This is a genomic window from Paenibacillus sp. 102 (genome assembly GCF_039549175.1).
Taxonomy (GTDB): Bacteria; Bacillota; Bacilli; order Bacillales; family Bacillaceae_G; genus Bacillus_A.
In genome coordinates this window covers 461386-478556 of sequence record NZ_JBCGHT010000002.1, presented here as the reverse complement: position 1 = coordinate 478556, position 17171 = coordinate 461386, and the positions used below count along the sequence as shown (strand labels likewise).

The following is a 17171-nucleotide window of genomic DNA, read 5'->3' as shown; positions in this document are numbered from 1 at the left end:
TTATATGAAATAAAAACTCATATATAATGAAACTTTAAGGATAGAAAATCTTTTCTTTTAGGTGGGAAAGAGGATCCAATCATGCATAGAAGCGGTCAGATCCTTTTTATCCCGATGCCGAGTGAAAACAAAAGGAGAAAATGAGTGGAAATTTGCTTTTGTTTTCATAGCAGTGACATGTATGTTGAAAATTAAAATAGAGTTATATAAGTTGAAGAACGGATAGAAAACCTTTCTTTTTAGAAGGAAGAGAGGTCCGTCTATGTGTAGAAGCGTTTAGCCCATGCCAAGTGAAAACAAAAAGAGAGAATGAGTGCAGGTAACTTTTTTTCTCATAGCAGTGATTTATATATTGAAATGTAAATGTAGAAGGAGGGATAGCAGATGAATATGACTTCTATTGTGAACGAGCAAAAATCATATTTTTACAAAGGGCACACAAGAAATATAGAGGTAAGAAAGCAACATCTAAAAAGATTATATGAAGGGATTCAGCGTTTTGAATCTGATATTTTTCAAGCGTTAAAATTAGATTTAAATAAATCCGATCATGAGTCATTTACGACAGAGGTTGGATACGTATTAAAGGAAATTTCATTTTTAATAAAACACCTTTCTTCATGGAGTAAGCCAAGGCGCGTTCGTACAGCATTGACACACGTTGGTTCGAAAGGGAAAGTCGTTCCAGAGCCATACGGTGTTACTCTTGTAATGGCTCCGTGGAATTATCCATTTCAACTTGCGATTGCACCGCTTGTAGGGGCAATTGCCGCTGGAAACACGGTTGTATTAAAGCCTTCAGAGTTGACACCTAATGTTTCTAATCTCCTTGCAAATATGTTACAAGAGTTATTTCCGGTTGAACTGGTTGCGGTTGTTGAAGGCGGTATTGATGAGAGTACAGCATTGTTAAAAGAGCCGTTTGATTATATTTTCTTCACGGGTAGTGTTGGAGTAGGGAAAATTGTTATGGAAGCAGCAGCTAAAAGTTTGACACCCCTTACGTTAGAGCTTGGGGGGAAAAGCCCATGTATTGTGCATGATGATGCGAAACTAGAAATAGCAGCAAGGCGCATTGTTTGGGGGAAATTCTTAAATGCAGGTCAAACGTGTGTTGCGCCGGATTACATATATGTTCATTCTTCTGTAAAAGAACAATTGGTTGAAGCACTGCGAAATGAAATTAACAATCAATATGGAGAAAAACCTCTGCAAAATGAAAATTACGTTCGGATCGTTAGTAAACGTCATTTTGAAAGGTTATGTTCGTTTTTACAAGATGGCAAGGTTGAAATTGGCGGGAAATATAATGAAGAAACGCTACATATTGAGCCGAGCGTTATAACAAATATTACATGGCAGGATTCTGTTATGGAAGATGAAATTTTCGGTCCCATTTTGCCGATTATAGAATACGAGAAAGTAGAAGACATCATTGGAAGAATTCAGAGACAGCCGAAACCATTAGCTTTATATGTATTTTCAGAGAGTAAAGACATTCAAAAACAAATTACACGTAATATCTCATATGGTGGTGGGTGTATAAATGATGTTGTGTATCACCTTGCAACGCCATATTTACCCTTTGGTGGCGTTGGAAGTAGTGGATTAGGAAGTTATCATGGAAAACAAAGTTTTCGCACATTTTCGCACTATAAAAGCATTTTGTCTCAATCTACAGTGTTTGATATGAAAATTCGTTATTCTTCTACAAAAAGTGCTTTAAAATTCATACGAAAGTTGTTAAAATGATGATGGTGTTTATCAGTAGGCGTAGCCGTATGATAAAAGCCCCTTCTCACTTGAAGGGGTTTTTCTGTTCGACATGTGTACATGCGAAAATGAATCAAACATACTACATAAAGAATAGAGAAGAGCGCTGTTATACAATCATTTTTGTTTGGATCGAAACAAAAGAGTTTATAGAAAACTAATATTTATTCATGAATATAAAGATTAAAAATTTGAGGTAGATAGGACGGGAAAATGAAAAAGATTATTAAAGTTGAAGCGGTAGAAAAACATTTTGGAGATCAAGTGATTATTCCACCTCTTTCTTTAGATATTAAAGAAGGAGAATTTTTAACAATTCTTGGACCGAGCGGTTGTGGGAAAACAACGTTACTTCGTATGATTGCAGGTTTTGAAACTCCTACAAAAGGTAACCTTTTACTTGATGAAGAAAGAATCAATGATTTACCACCTTATAAACGTCATATGAACCTAGTGTTCCAGCATTATGCATTATTTCCACATATGACGGTTGAGAAAAATATTTGTTTTGGTATGAAGATGCAAAAAGTATCAGCAGTGGAGCAAAAAGAACGTGCAGAAGAAGCGATGCGTTTAACACAGCTTCTTGAATTCCGTAATCGTAAGCCAGCAAAACTTTCTGGTGGACAACAACAGCGTGTTGCAATTGCAAGGGCGATTGTTAATAACCCACGTGTGCTATTACTAGATGAACCACTTGGAGCACTAGACTTTAAGTTAAGAAAAGATTTGCAACGTGAATTGAAAAATCTGCAACGTGATTTAGGAATTACGTTCATCTATGTAACGCATGATCAAGAAGAAGCAATGAGTATGAGTGACCGTATTGTCGTTATGAATAAAGGGCATATCGAGCAAATCGGAACGCCAAAAGAAATCTATAAAGAACCGAAAACTTTGTTTGTAGCGACATTTATTGGTGAAAATAATATTATTAAAAATGGGGAAAACTACGTAGCAGTTCGCCCTGAAAATGTGAAAATACGTTCGGTAGAGCAACCAATTTTAAAAGAATACCATCTTGGACATATTGAAGATATCGAATTTGTTGGAAATATGGAGAAGCTGTATGTACGTGATGAAAAAACATCAGAACTATTAATGGCATACCAAACTGCAGAAGAAGCAACGCAGTGGAGTATTGGGGATAATGTATACGTAGGCTGGGAACAAGAGGATGAGGTGACCTTAAATTGAAAAAAGGGAAACTACTCGCATTACCTACAGTTACATGGTTACTAATCTTCTTTTTATTTCCGCTTTTATTCGTATTAGCATTTGCATTTTTACAGCGCGGAGCATACGGAACAGTGGAAATGCAATTTACGTTAGATAATATATCCCGCGTGTTTGACTCGCTGTATATGAATACATTATGGGAAACAGTAAAAATTGCGTTTATTACAACGGTACTGTGCTTACTCATTGGCTATCCGTTTGCATATACAATTACAATTGTTGATCGTAAATATCGTTCTATTCTTTTATTATTGGCAACGATTCCGTTTTGGATTAACTTTCTTGTACGCTCGTATGCATGGATTGTTATTTTACGTTCACAAGGTCTTGTGAATACCTTGTTGCTCAAGTTAGGAATTATTAATGAACCGTTAAATTTATTGTATAATACACCATCTGTTGTATTAGGGATGGTATATTCTTTACTGCCATTTATGATTTTACCAGTGTACGCAGCAATTGAGCAGCTGGATAAACGTAAGTTAGAAGCGGCATATGATTTAGGAGCGACACCGATGAAAGCATTTTGGCATATAACATTGCCAATGACAATGTCAGGGGTTGCTACTGGTTCGATTTTAGTATTTGTTTCATCTATTGGAATGTTTGTTGTTTCAGACGTCATGGGTGGATCAAAAGTAGCGTTAATCGGAAACGTGATTCAAAACCAATTCCTAGGTGCACGTGATTGGCCATTTGGGTCAGCGTTATCAATTATTGTCGTTCTGTTCTCTGTTCTGTTAATTTACTTATATTATCGTGCAACGAAAGTATATAAATACGGAAACGGAGGGGAATAGACGAAGATGAAGAAGTTTTTAGTCTCTTATTCTTGGTTAATTTTATTGTTCTTGTATTTTCCAATGATGGTTCTCATGGTATATTCTTTTAACGATTCTCGTATTAACGCAGAATGGGAAGGATTTACATTCCATTGGTATACAGATTTATTTCAAAAGCAAGATGTTATTGATGCATTTGTAAATAGTATTACAATTGCGATTGTGACGACTGTTGTAACAACGGTTCTAGGTGTAATTTTCGCTGTTGCATTACATCGTTATAAATATCGTTTTGAAGGGGCAATTAATGGTCTTGTATATTTACCAATTTTAATTCCTGATATTTTAATGGGATTATCTTTACTTATTTTATTTAGTCAACTTGGAATGGAACTTGGACAAGTTACTATTATTATTGCGCACATTACATTTAGTATTTCATTTGTTGTTGTAATTTTAGCTGCACGTCTTTCTGGTATGGGACATGATTTAGAAGAAGCAGCGAATGATTTAGGTGCAACCCCGTGGCAAACGTTTCGTTACGTAACGCTTCCGAGCATCGCACCTGGTGTGGTTTCAGCGGCATTATTAACATTTACACTATCAATTGATGATTTTGTGATTAGTTTCTTCGTATCGGGTCCAGGATCAACAACATTGCCATTATACATTTATAGTATGGTTAAACGAGGTGTAACACCTGAAATTAATGCCCTTTCTACAATATTAATTGTTGTGATTGTTGGATTAATGGTTGCATCAGAAATCTTCCGTAATAAAGGTGCCGATGGTGAAGAAAACTCCGGAGGACATCTTCCGTTATAAAAATGAATTACAAAGAATGAGGAGGTAATGAATCGATGAAATGGATGAAAACAGTAGCTGGCGCAGCGATTAGCTTCAGCCTTGCTGCGGGCCTATTAGCTGGATGTGGTGAAAAGAAGGAAGAGTTAAATATTTATAGCTGGGCTGATAATTTTGATGAACAAGTAATAAAAGATTTTGAAAAGGAATATAACGTCAAAGTTAATTATGATAAATACGCAAGTAACGAAGAAATGCTTGCGAAATTACAAGCTGGCGGTGCAAAATATGATTTAATTCAACCGTCAGACTACATGGTTAAAACGATGGCGAAAATGGATTTATTAGAGCCGTTAGATAAAAACAACATTCCGAACGTAAAGAATCTTGTATCTAACTTTAAAACACCTGCATTTGATCCAGAGAATAAATATTCACTTGTATATACTTGGGGAGTAACAGGGATTGCATATAATAAAAAGTATGTAAAAGAAACTCCAACAAGTTGGAATGATTTATGGAATGAGAAATATAAAGGGCATGTTACTTTATTAAATGATTCTCGTGAAGTATTAGGAATGGGTCTAAAAAAGAACGGATTTTCAAATAGCACGCAAAATGACGCAGAGTTAAAAACAGCAGCTACTGACTTACAAAAGCTACTTCCTAACCTACTTGCATTTGATACAGATAATATTAAACAAAAGTTTATTACAGAAGATGCATGGATTGGAACAGTCTGGTCTGGAGATGCGGCGTTTATTGCAAAAGATAATAAAGATGTAGGATATGTTGTTCCAAAAGAAGGCGGTACAATTTGGGCGGATACATTAGCGATTCCAAAAGGCGCGAAACATAAAGAACTTGCAGAGAAGTTTATGAACTATTTAATGGATGAAAAAGTAAGTGTGAAAAACTATGAATCCATTGGATATAGTAATCCAAATGAAAAAGCTTGGGAACTTCACAGTAAAGAATACCGTGATAATAAAATGATCTTCTTATCACAAGATGAATTAAATCGTACAGAGTGGCTTGTTGATGTAGACAATAAGTTAAAAGAGTATGATCGTTACTGGACGGAGTTAAAAACAAAGGGGAAATAAAGATAGAAAACCTAATCTTTTAGGTGGAAGAGAGGATCCGGCCGAGCATAGAAGCGGTCAGAACCTTTTTCAACCCCATGCCATGTGAAAACAGAAGTAGAAAATGAGTGGAAACCTCCTTTTGTTTTCATGGGCGTGACTTATGTGTTGGAAAAACAAATTGGATATATAATAAAATGCGGTTTCTAAATAGAAATCGCATTTTTTCATAATAGGAGGAAAAAGGTTGCAACGAAAATTACATCAATATGAGTTGTTTTGTGGTATTTTATTGCTTGTTGTATTTGGCATCATTGCTTGGAGGGTACAAGCTGGTGGTGTGACCATAATGGATACATATGTACAAGGACTTGTAAGAGGATTACAAACAGAAAGTTCACTTTCATTTTTTTCAAATTTTACAAAGCTGGGATCTGCAATTGGAATTATAAGCACGCTTGCTCTTAGTCTTTTCGTTTTTTGGAAGAAGCGTTATTATGTAGCGATGGTTGTTTATCCTACGGCTGTGTTAATCACACACCTTATAAATAAAGGAATAAAAGAAATTGTGCAAAGAGATCGTCCAAGCTTAAATGAAGCACTTGATGCTCTTGGATATAGCTTTCCAAGTGGGCATGCCATGCTGTCTATTATTACATATGGGTTTCTTGGTTATATCATTGCTGCAAACGTAAAAAATGTGGCAGCGAAAGTTGTTATCACGATTGCTATGGCACTACTAATTATATGGATTGGATTAAGTAGAGTTATTTTATCTGTACATTATCCGACTGATATTTTAGCTGGCTATTGTTTAAGTGGTATTTTATTGATTATGGCTATTTATTTTCATCGCTTACTTTCAGAGCGATTTGGAACAAATCAAGAAAGGTGAGAAGCATCCGAAAAGTCCTAGATTACTGGGGATTTCGGATGTTTTTTTATATTATGTGCTATCATTGGTTATGGTAAGATGTGCTAAAATATAGATGGATTCACTAATTATATAAAGTAGGTGAAGATGTGTGAAGACAAGTGTACATAAAATAGATAAATGGGGGAAACTGGGTACTTTTCTTTATCGATTTCGCTATACAGTTATTGCCTTATTAGTTGTGTTAGCGATAGCACTCGGTATTTTTGCACCAAAACTTCCAGGTGTATTAGGGGGGGATGGTTTTCAAACAAAAGGAGACTATCAAACGACAAAAGCAATTTTAGATAAAGATTTTAAACAGTCTCAAGATACGCTCCTTCTCGTATTTCAAAAGAATAAAGGAACTTCAAAAGAAGAGTTTCAAAAACGAATAGAAGACATTGTAACAAACATTCAAACGAAAGAAACGTATGATTCATTCCATCATCCATTAGAAAATAAGGAAATGTCACGAGACGATATTGCGTATGCGACGATTTTATTTTCCGGGAAAACAAGTAAAGAACGGAATGAAAAGACATTACAATTTGCAGAAGAAATAAAAAAGGAAAGTAACGATACTTTGAAAGTATCACCAACAGGTTTTCCAAAAATCAATGAAGAAATTAATGAGCGGACACAAAATGATTTGAAAGTAGCAGAAATGATTGGATTGCCAATTGCCTTTCTTGTACTACTATTTTCATTCGGTAGTTTGCTTGCATCGATTTTGCCGATTGTCAACGGGGCGCTTAGCGTTATTAGTACAATGGGGATTTTATATTTTATTGGTGTAGATAAAGAGTTATCGATTTTTGTATTAAATGTTGCACCTATGATTGGCCTTGCGTTGTCAATTGATTTTGCATTGTTATTTGTAAATCGATTTCGTGAGGAAGTAGCACATCGAACTGTAAAAGAGGCCATAGCTGTCACATATCAAACAGCGGGGCGCGCTATTGTATTTTCCGGATTATGTGTTTTTGTTGGTTTATCTGGTTTGTTTTTCTTTGAAATTGATTATATTCAATCTGTTGCGATTAGTGGAATGATTGTTGTTGTAATGAGTATTCTATTTTCGCTTACACTTCTTCCAGCGTTGTTATCGTTAATAGGGAGGCGAATATTGAAAAAGAATCAAACTGCACCTCGCACTTCAAATATGTGGCGTAAGTTCGCTCAATTTGTTATGAAGCATCCTATTATGATGATTATCGTTGTAACTTTGTTTATTATTGTCTGTTTGTTACCGCTCCGTACCGCTAATCTGCAATTTCCTGGTGTAGAAGCATTGCCAGAGAAAAGTGATACACGAATTGCATATGAAAAGTATGAAGAGTCGTTCAACAAAATTGTAAAAACACATGCTGATGTTACTCTAGTACTAGAGATGAAAAATAATGTCATGGAGAAAGAAAATTTACAGAAGTTAGAAGATGTTATTCAAAAACTGAAAAAAGATAAGCATGTATATAAAGTAAAAAGTCTATATGATGAGCTAAATGGTATGAAATCCGAACAGCTCGCTACATTGTTACAATCTCCGCAGCGTACGCAAGTGGAGCCTGTACTGGAAGCATATACAAAAGGAAACAAAACAACACTCCAAATCTTCTTGGATACAAAGCCAAGAACGGAAACGGCGAAGCAATGGGTGCGTGATTTTAAAGACACTTATAAAGATGAGGGCATTACATATTATTTAGGTGGTATGACAACATTTCAACAAGAATTAGAGGATGAAATTAAAGATAAAGTTGTGATTGGGATGTCTGTCATATTCGGTTCTACTTTCTTTATTTTGCTATTTGCATTCCGTTCTATACTTATTCCAATCAAGGCGATTGTGATGAATGTACTTAGTTTAAGTGCAACCATCGGTATTGTGATTTGGTTATTTGAAGGTGGACATTTTGGATTGGAAGAAAGCTCAGTTTTATTCGTGTTACCAATCTTTATATTCGGTCTTGTGTTCGGCTTAAGTATGGACTATGAAGTATTTCTTATTTCTCGTATCCATGAATTGTATGAAGAGACGGGAGATAATGATACGGCAACGTTAGAAGGACTTGTATCAACAAGTCGTATTATTACATCAGCTGCTCTTATTATGATTGTGGTAACAGGAGCATTCGCATTTACTGATATTTTACCAGTAAAGCAGATGGGGCTTGGTGTGGCACTTGCTATTTTTCTTGATGCAACGATTATTCGGCTCATGCTTGTACCAAGTTTAATGAAAATGTTCGGAGATTGGAACTGGTGGCTGCCGTTTCGAAAGAAAAAAGTAAAATCATCGGATTGAAAAAAAGCGCTAATCTTCTAGAAAAGCCACTGAAAAACGGAAGTTTTTCAGTGGCTTTTTCTTGATCTATCATTTGTTTCATATATATTTATTTGCATATCAGTCGCGGCTATGAACACAAAATCGGATCTTCTCTCATTTCATTCCCTTGTTTTCACACGGCATGGGGCGAAAAAAGGCACTGACCGCCTCTACACATGATTAGATTCTCTCTCACCCAAAAAGAAAAGTTTTTTCGCAGTTTCTCTTATATATGAATGCTTTTTTCATGAATAGCATTACCCTCTTTTTGCAAATAGTATGTGGTAAGAACAATACATATAAAAGCAGGTGAAGACAATGTTTCGCTATTTTAAATTTAAGTTAAATGATACTGTACAGTTTGCAGAAAATGATGGGCACATGTATCGCATTGTCGGCTATAGGCTAGAAAAAGGATTTTACCCAAAAGATGAATGGACTCATATTATTTATGAACTACTGAGGGAATTTGATGGGTATACAATGGATGCTGAAGAAGAGGAACTTGTGAAAGTAATTCAAGTAGAGGAAGAGTATTATAAAATACATGAGATGTCCGGTTATCGGTACCCAGTAAAAATGAAATCAAAGCCAAAAGTTCCTCAGGAAGAAACGATAGATGATTTATTAGATGCTTACAACGACTATAAGCGACTAGCAGACTTTTTTAAAGATTTATCTTATGAGCAGAAAGCGGAAGAGATGTTACAAGAAATGAAGAAATTACGTGCTTAGCGGGCAGTCTATTATGTAGACTGTCTTTTGCGTTAAACAATGCATAATGAATCATTTTCCGTTACAATAGTAGAATCAATAGAAATAAGGTGGATCAAGTATGGAAATGAAAAGAAAGGGAGAATGGTGCGAAATTACGGTTCCTGCTAAATGGAGCGATATCAGCATTGATTCTTTGTTAGAAGAAGAATGGGGCGTCCCAAAAAAACTATTACACAGGCTTCGTATGGAAAAAGGTATCATCGTCAATGGAGAACGAAAAGGGTGGAGTGAACCTTTACAAGAAGGAGATAAACTGCAAGTTCATATGTTTATCCAGGAAGAGTATGGTGTCCAGCCGGAGTTCGGTGATTTAGAAGTGATATTTGAAGACGACCACGTATTAATTGTAAATAAACCTGCGCATATGGATACGCATCCTTCTAGCAAAGGTGGAACAGGAACACTCGCGAACCTCGTTGCTTTTCATTTACAAATGCAAGGTGTAGAGACGAAAGTACGTCATATTCATCGATTAGATAAAGATACAACAGGTGGTGTTGTATTTGCGAAACATGGGATAGCTGGTGCTATTATGGACCGGTTATTAATGGAGCGTAACATTAAAAGAACATATTTGGCATTGGTAGAAGGGAAAGTAAAAAAGAAGCAAGGAATGATTGACGAAGCGATTGGAAGAGATCGACATCATGCAACGAGGCGTCGTGTGTCTCCAAAAGGTGATCATGCTGTAACGCATTATAGAGTAGAGAAATACTTTAAGAAGCAAGATGTAACGCTTGTAACGTTACAATTAGAGACAGGAAGAACACATCAAATTCGCGTTCATATGAGTCATAGTGGTCATCCTCTAATTGGTGATACGTTATATGGTGGACAAGCAACATATATGTCTCATCAAGCCTTACATGCTATGCGGATTGCTTTTTTACATCCAATTACAAAAGAAGAGATAACAGTAGAGGTATCACTTCCTAATTATTTAAATAACCTCATGGAATCTTTTAAAATGTCGAATAAATAAAGTTTTTCTGTTTAGTTGAGAAAGATATTTTTTGCAGGAAATTTTTTGTGAAAATCGAAGCCGTAAATAGAAAAGAGAGGTGAAGATTACTTGGTAAGATATAAATATATGATGGGTATATTTCTTGCTGGCCTTCTATTTACGTTGTTTCTATATCCAAATTTACCGAACTATCTAGCGGTGCATTGGAATCAGGCTGGTGAACCAAATGAATATGCGAGGAAGCAAGTTGTTGTATTATTTATTCCTTGTCTTATTGTTTTTTTTCATGGTCTGTTGTATATACTCTCACGTTACGTATATAAGTTTAATGAGAATGATCACTATATTGTAATGAGATTTAAAGAGAATATATCGCTATTTTTATTATTTATTCATATGCTTATTCTTGCCATTGGTACGGGCATAGATATACCATTTCAAACCGGTCTTATAATAGGTATTAGTGCGTTTCTTTTTATGGTTAGTAAAGGATTTAAAAAAGGAAGAAAAAAAGAAGAGGAGCCGATTGTGTTACAGAAAATACGCTTGTTTAGTCAACGTATTTTTCAATGCATGTCGCTTATCATATTAATTTGTTTGTTCTTAAGGCTACAATGGGGATTTTATCTACTAATTGGTGTGATTAGCCTCGGATCGATTTTTTTTCTGTTTTGTATTTTGTATTCATATATACTAGAAAATTATGAAACATAAAAGGAGTCTTCCGTAATAGGAGACTCCTTTTATATAAATCTATGTTGACGTTCCAACATAGAAGTTGTATGGCTATGAAGCACAAAAGAAGACCTGCACTCACTGTCTCCTTTTGGTTTCTCATATGGCATGAGGCAGAAAAAGGATCTGACCGCTTCTATGCACGGCCAGATCCTCTCTCCCCTCTAAAAAGAAAGGTTTTCTATCAGTTTTTATACTTACTTCGTAATAAATTGTTGTGTCCAGTAGTTTCCACTTTCAACATAACCAACACCGATGTGAGTATAACCACTATTTAAAATATTCGCACGGTGACCTTCACTATTCATCCAAGCTTGTACAACTTCTTCTGGTGTACGTTGGCCTTGTGCAATGTTTTCACCTGCAGATTTATAAGAAATACCAAACTTCTTCATCATATCGAATGGAGATCCGTATGTTGGGCTGTTATGATCGAAGTAGTTATTTTTTTGCATGTCTTCAGATTTAGCGCGTGCAACTTTACTTAACTCAGCGTCAACTTTTAATGCTGGTAAGCCTTGTTTTGTACGCTCTGCGTTTGTTAATTCAAAAACGCGTTGTTCAAATTCGCTTAAAGAACCTTTTGATTCTTCAGCAGGCTTATTTTCAGCCGGTTTTTGTGTTTCGTTGTTATTAGTATTGTTGTTGTTTTCAGCTGGCTTTTGTGCTTCTGGTTTCGCTGTTTCTTCAGCAGGCTTGTTTTCAGCTGGTTTTTGTTCTACAGGTTTCGTAGTTTCTGGCGCTGGTACATTTGGTTGTTGACCAGGAATGAAGCAGTTACCTTGCTGGAATTGTGCTAGAGAGTTAATTCCCATAGATTGTAAGTATTTTTGTAATTCTTCTTGATTCATATGTTGCATAAAGACTTTAGCTTGCTGAATATTTTGAACCTTTGTTGTAGATGGTTGTACTGTTGACGCTTCTGCATTAAGAGTAGATGCTCCGAATGTAAATGCAGTTGCTGCTGCTACAGATAATAAAACACGTTTTTTCATGACATGTGTCCCCCTATATAAAAGTTTTTTAACTGTTCTCACACAGATTTGTTTTTGACAGCCTGTCTGACTGACAAATTCATCGTAGCATACAAATTGCCGGAAAAAAGATGGAAAAAAATACATAGACTATAAAATTACCTATTTTATCCTAGAATGAAATAAGAGATAAAATAGGAGAAAACTAGATTGTAACAGGAATTTTCAGCATTTTCTGCCTTGCTAATGAAGGGGATAATTTGGTTGAAATTACCTTTATGGAAGTTTGAGAAACCTATTATATCAAGGGTTTCTCTGTTTTTTCGAGGAATATAATGGATGTATTTTTACAAAACTGTAATCTTTTTGTTGTTCTTTTTTTATAGACAGTAACATATTTTTAATCTTGTAGCGTATAAAAAAGCGGCTATCTCTTTACATAGAAGAAGGAGATAGCCGTTTTCATATTGTTACATATATTACGAATTGTATTCAATTGCTTCTAACAATAAATCTACAATGTGAATGCCTCTCATTTTATGAGAGAGTTTTTCTCGTTCAATGCCGAGTTTCATTTGTAATAAGCAACCAGGATTCGCAGTGACAATGGTTGCCGCGTCAGTTTCACTGACACGCTCCATTTTGTAATCTAAAAATTCCATGGATAATTCAGAGTGTACAATATTATAAATACCGGCAGAACCGCAGCAGCGGTCTGCTTCTTTCATTTCACGATAGGTTACACCTTGAATTGCTTGCAGCAGCATACGTGGCTGAGAAGATGTCCGCATGACATTACGCAAGTGACAAGAATCTTGATACGTAATAATTTGTGGAGGAAGGCGTAGATCAGTTCTTTTATGAAAATCTAATTCTACTAAAATAGCTGTAATATCTTTTATTTTTGCGACAAAATGTTTTGCACGCTCTGCCCATTCAGGGTCATCTTTTAATAAGTAGTCATAATCTACGAGATATGCGCCGCAACCGCCGGCGTTTGTAATAATATAATCAATTTTTAAATCTTCAAAGGCTTGGATGTTTCTTTTTGCAAGCTCTTTTGCACCGCTTTTTTCTCCGGCATGACCATGAAGTGCTCCGCAACAACTTTGTTCTTTTGGAATTACAATATCACAACCAGCAAGCTGAAGAAGCTTTGTTGTAGCGTTATTTGTTTCTAAAAACATAGTATCCATTAAACAACCGGTAAAGAAAGCAACACGTTTTTTCTTTGTTGTTTCAGCTGGTAAAAACTCAGGTCGGTTTTTCATTTCTTTCATCTTCGGTACTTTTGGCAAGACGAGGTCCATTGTTGCAAGTGTGTCAGGGAACAACCTCATAATGCCTGTTTTATGTGTTAATGTTTGTAAACCAGAGCGCTGATAAAAGCCGATTAGTCCTGTTAATGTTCTCATGCGATTTTGATGAGGGAATAACCCTTCAAATACAATTTTGCGAACAGCTTTGACTGGCATAGAAAACTTTTTATTTTGATTAATAATATCTCGCGTTTCTTCTAATAAATGCCCGTAGTTTACGCCAGATGGACAAACAGGTTCACAAGCGCGGCAGCCAAGACAAACATTTAATGTATTTTCAACATCTTCATCCGGTTCAATTAAGCCGTCAACAACGCCCTTCATTAAAGCGATACGACCGCGGGGAGAATGGGACTCTTTATATCCAGATTGAATATAGGTAGGACAAGTCGGCAGGCAAAACCCACATCGCATACAGTTTAATAATTCATCCTCATTCAGGCGTTCTTTAAATTCTTTTTGAATCTGTTCCTTATTTAGTGTTGTCATTTTTCTACCACCACTCTTTTACGAGAGTCCTTGGCAAACATTTTTCCAGGGTTCATAATGTTATGTGGATCGAAAGCTTGTTTAATGCCTTTCATAGCAGCGATGCCTTCTTTTCCTAACTTCAACTCTAAATAAGGAGCTTTCATGGCACCGACGCCATGTTCACCTGTAATAGTACCGCCAAGTTCAATTGCTTTTTCGAAGATTTCTGCAAAGGCTTGTTCAGCACGATGCATTTCTTCTGCATTACGAGCATCAGTCATACATGTTGGATGTAAGTTTCCATCACCGGCATGCCCAAATGTACAAATAGAAATATCATATTTTTTAGCGATGGCATTAATTGCTTCAACCATAGGAGCAATTTGAGAGCGTGGTACAGTAGCATCTTCTAAAATTGTGGTAGGTTTCAGTCTTGCTAAAGCAGAGAGAGCGCTACGGCGTGCTGTGCGAAGTGCATCTGCTTCCGTTTCATCTTTTGCAACGCGAACATCAACCGCATGCATAGAACGGCAAACTTCAGCCATTTTTTCAATATCACGGTTAACAACTTCAGGAGAGCCATCTTGTTCGATCAGGAGAATTGCTTTTACATCTGTTGGTAAACCAATTTGTGCAAATTCTTCTACCACTTCAATTGTTGGCTGATCTAAAAATTCAAGTGTTGCTGGAATGATTTTATTTGCAATAATTGCTGAAACAGCACGAGCAGCTTCATTGATGTCTTGATATAATGCAAGCATTGTTTTCTTTGTTTCAGGCATTGGAACAAGTTTTAAAATGGCTTCAGTTACAACACCAAGTGTGCCTTCAGAGCCGATGAATAGACGAGTTAAATCATAGCCAGCGACATCTTTTGCTAATTTACCACCTGTGCGAATGATATCACCATTTGGCAAGACAATCTCAAGACCCATCACATAATCTCGTGTTACACCGTATTTTAAACCGCGTAAGCCACCTGAATTTTCATTAATGTTACCGCCAATTGTAGAGATTTTCATGGAGCTTGGATCTGGCGGGTAAAATAGCCCTTTTTCTTCCACTGCTTTAATAATATCAAGTGTAATGACACCAGCTTGCACGGTAATTGTTAAGTTTTCTTCATCTATTTCTAAAATATGATTCATATGGCGGAAAATCAGAACAACTCCGCCTTCAAGTGGACATGTTCCTGCGCAAAGGTTTGTTCCAGAGCCACGAACGTAAACTGGAACTTTATGCTCATTACATACTTTTAATATTTCAGCTACTTCGTTTGTATCGCGTGGTGCGACAACCACATCTGGCATCGCTTGGAAATTTGGAGTTGCATCGTAACTATACGTTAAACGTCCCATGTTGGATGTATCTACATTATCTTGACCAACAATGGATACGAATGAATCAATAATACGCTGTTCTAACATTAGAAATCCCCCTTTAACTGTTAACTTATTTATCCTATCCATAAGAATTTGGTTTATTTCATCATTTAGTCCTGTGATATAAATCAAAATCTCCATCAGTGGAATTTTTACCTCACGCTAATAATGCTTGTATTGTCCGTGAATAGTTAAAGCATATAGCTGATGAAAGAAAATAAGAATAAAAGCGTTGTAACAGTGTTTTCATTATAATCATAAAAAAGTAGGAGATTTCTTTCTATGTATGAATAACTGAAGATTAATTGGTTTTAATATCTTTTTTTGTATGATTATCTAATAAAAGGAGAGCGAAGTATAAAACAATTAAATCTTTAAAGTGTTTTGGATCGAGTCCTGTATGTTCCTCGATTTTTTTTAGTCTGTAATGCAATGTATTAATGTGAATGTGTAATCTTTCTGCTGTTTGTTTATAGGATTGATTATAATCAATAAATAAGCGTAGTGTTTGCATGAGCTCAGTTGCAGATAATAAGTTATAAATCGTGCGCTGGAGAAATTCCTGACGAGTTTCAGCAGTAATATCTTGTAAACACATTTCTAAACGTAAATCTTCATTAAATATAATCCCCTTTGTTTCAAAGGCAACTGAAAGAGCACGTAATGCTTGTTCATAGGATAGATGCATTTCGCTTGGCATAACAGTTTGTCCGATACCGATATATAGCGTAATAGGAAATAAAGCTTCACAATCTTGTTTTAGTCGTTTTAAAAATTGAAAGGTCCTTTTCTTTGTTTCCGTTGTTGTAAATAAGATAAAACGGTCATTTCCCCAGCGTACAAATAATTCCTCTTTTGTTAACAAGTTACGCATATGCTGCCAAATTTTTCGTTGTAGCATCGTATCATCTTGATCAAAGGAAAATAAAATGAGTTGTTTTTTCTTATGTAAATCAATGCCCAGTGTCTTTGCTCGGTCGAGAAAACTCGCAGACCAATCGTTGCTTTGAAGCCAATCAAAAACAAATGCCTCATATGAGCGTTGTTCGAGTTCTAGTTGTTCTAGAAAATAATTTTCATGAATTAATAATTCGGTCATCTTTCTTAGTATTTCTCCATATTGTGAAATGTTTTCGGGTTCTCCTGTTATACCGATTACACCGATGACTTCATCATGGAAAAGAAGGGGAAGATTCATTCCAGCCTTTACTCCTTGTAAATACTGTTCATCTTCTTTTGTAATAATGACTGTTTTCTTTTCTTTCGCGCAACGAAGAGCGCCCTCGTGAAATTTTCCAATTCGCTCGAAGTCTGTACTAGCAATAATTGTACCTTTTATATCAATAATAATAATATTCTCAGTAATTAGCCTTCGAACTTTACGGACAATCTTATTTGCCAAATCAGGGAAAAGCATAATTTGCACACCTCTATTTCTATTTGTTGTACATTATATATAAATCCAAGTTGAAAAACTAACATCAAACCATTCTTTTTAGGTGGGCGAGAGCATCCGGCCATGCATAGAAGCGGTCAGTGCCTTTTTTCGCCCCATGCCGTGAGAAAACAAAAAGAGGAAATAAGTGGAGGACTGTTTTTGTTTTCATAACCGCAGCTAATATGT

The 17171-nt window shown here is 35.9% G+C and carries 14 protein-coding genes; 10 read left to right on the top strand and 4 right to left on the bottom strand.

Annotation, left to right across the window (positions count from 1 at the left end; all coding sequences use genetic code 11):
• Positions 1-384: 384 nt before the first annotated feature.
• The 10 genes from AAIE21_RS08410 to AAIE21_RS08365 all read left to right on the top strand — a co-directional run bounded on the left by AAIE21_RS08410 (position 385) and on the right by AAIE21_RS08365 (position 11380).
• The gene (locus AAIE21_RS08410) at positions 385-1752 is read left to right on the top strand and encodes an aldehyde dehydrogenase (RefSeq protein ID WP_343266339.1); all 1368 of its coding nucleotides are present in this window, start codon (positions 385-387) and stop codon (positions 1750-1752) included.
• Positions 1753-1986: 234 nt separating this feature from the next.
• Complete coding sequence (potA, locus tag AAIE21_RS08405) at positions 1987-2970, top strand: spermidine/putrescine ABC transporter ATP-binding protein PotA (protein WP_343266338.1); 984 nt, start codon at positions 1987-1989, stop codon at positions 2968-2970.
• Positions 2967-3812 (top strand): ABC transporter permease, encoded by an 846-nt coding sequence (locus AAIE21_RS08400; RefSeq protein ID WP_343266337.1) that lies wholly within the window; start codon positions 2967-2969, stop codon positions 3810-3812. Before potA ends, AAIE21_RS08400 begins: the two co-directional genes overlap by 4 nt.
• A 6-nt stretch (positions 3813-3818) precedes the next feature.
• Entirely contained in the window at positions 3819-4619 is an 801-nt protein-coding gene (gene potC, locus AAIE21_RS08395) for a spermidine/putrescine ABC transporter permease PotC (RefSeq protein ID WP_343266336.1), read from the top strand.
• Positions 4620-4654: 35 nt separating this feature from the next.
• On the top strand, positions 4655-5704 hold the full coding sequence (locus tag AAIE21_RS08390) for a polyamine ABC transporter substrate-binding protein (protein ID WP_343266335.1): 1050 nt from the start codon (positions 4655-4657) through the stop codon (positions 5702-5704).
• Positions 5705-5930: 226 nt separating this feature from the next.
• Positions 5931-6578, top strand: a complete 648-nt coding sequence (locus tag AAIE21_RS08385; RefSeq protein WP_343266334.1) for a phosphatase PAP2 family protein — start codon at positions 5931-5933, stop codon at positions 6576-6578.
• 130 nt (positions 6579-6708) lie between these two features.
• Positions 6709-8904: an MMPL family transporter gene (locus AAIE21_RS08380; RefSeq protein ID WP_343266333.1), complete on the top strand. Its 2196-nt coding sequence runs from the start codon at positions 6709-6711 to the stop codon at positions 8902-8904.
• A 339-nt stretch (positions 8905-9243) separates the two neighbouring features.
• Entirely contained in the window at positions 9244-9660 is a 417-nt protein-coding gene (locus AAIE21_RS08375) for a histidinol dehydrogenase (RefSeq protein WP_343266332.1), read from the top strand.
• Positions 9661-9760: 100 nt separating this feature from the next.
• Positions 9761-10684 carry an RluA family pseudouridine synthase gene (locus AAIE21_RS08370; RefSeq protein WP_343266331.1) on the top strand — a complete coding sequence of 308 codons (924 nt, stop codon included), beginning with the start codon at positions 9761-9763 and terminating at the stop codon, positions 10682-10684.
• A 90-nt stretch (positions 10685-10774) separates the two neighbouring features.
• A complete protein-coding gene (locus AAIE21_RS08365; RefSeq protein ID WP_343266330.1) occupies positions 10775-11380 on the top strand; it encodes a DUF1648 domain-containing protein in 606 nt (201 codons plus the stop codon).
• Positions 11381-11598: 218 nt separating this feature from the next.
• Here the strand turns inward: AAIE21_RS08365 and AAIE21_RS08360 are convergent, their stop codons facing one another.
• From AAIE21_RS08360 to AAIE21_RS08345, 4 genes are all read right to left on the bottom strand, one after another.
• Entirely contained in the window at positions 11599-12396 is a 798-nt protein-coding gene (locus AAIE21_RS08360) for a CAP domain-containing protein (RefSeq protein WP_343266329.1), read from the bottom strand.
• A 458-nt stretch (positions 12397-12854) separates the two neighbouring features.
• Positions 12855-14183: a (Fe-S)-binding protein gene (locus AAIE21_RS08355; RefSeq protein ID WP_343266328.1), complete on the bottom strand. Its 1329-nt coding sequence runs from the start codon at positions 14181-14183 to the stop codon at positions 12855-12857.
• Positions 14180-15592 carry a glycolate oxidase subunit GlcD gene (glcD, locus tag AAIE21_RS08350; RefSeq protein ID WP_343266327.1) on the bottom strand — a complete coding sequence of 471 codons (1413 nt, stop codon included), beginning with the start codon at positions 15590-15592 and terminating at the stop codon, positions 14180-14182. Before glcD ends, AAIE21_RS08355 begins: the two co-directional genes overlap by 4 nt.
• Positions 15593-15848: 256 nt before the next feature.
• A complete protein-coding gene (locus tag AAIE21_RS08345) occupies positions 15849-16964 on the bottom strand; it encodes a CdaR family transcriptional regulator (RefSeq protein WP_343266326.1) in 1116 nt (371 codons plus the stop codon).
• Positions 16965-17171: the final 207 nt, after the last annotated feature.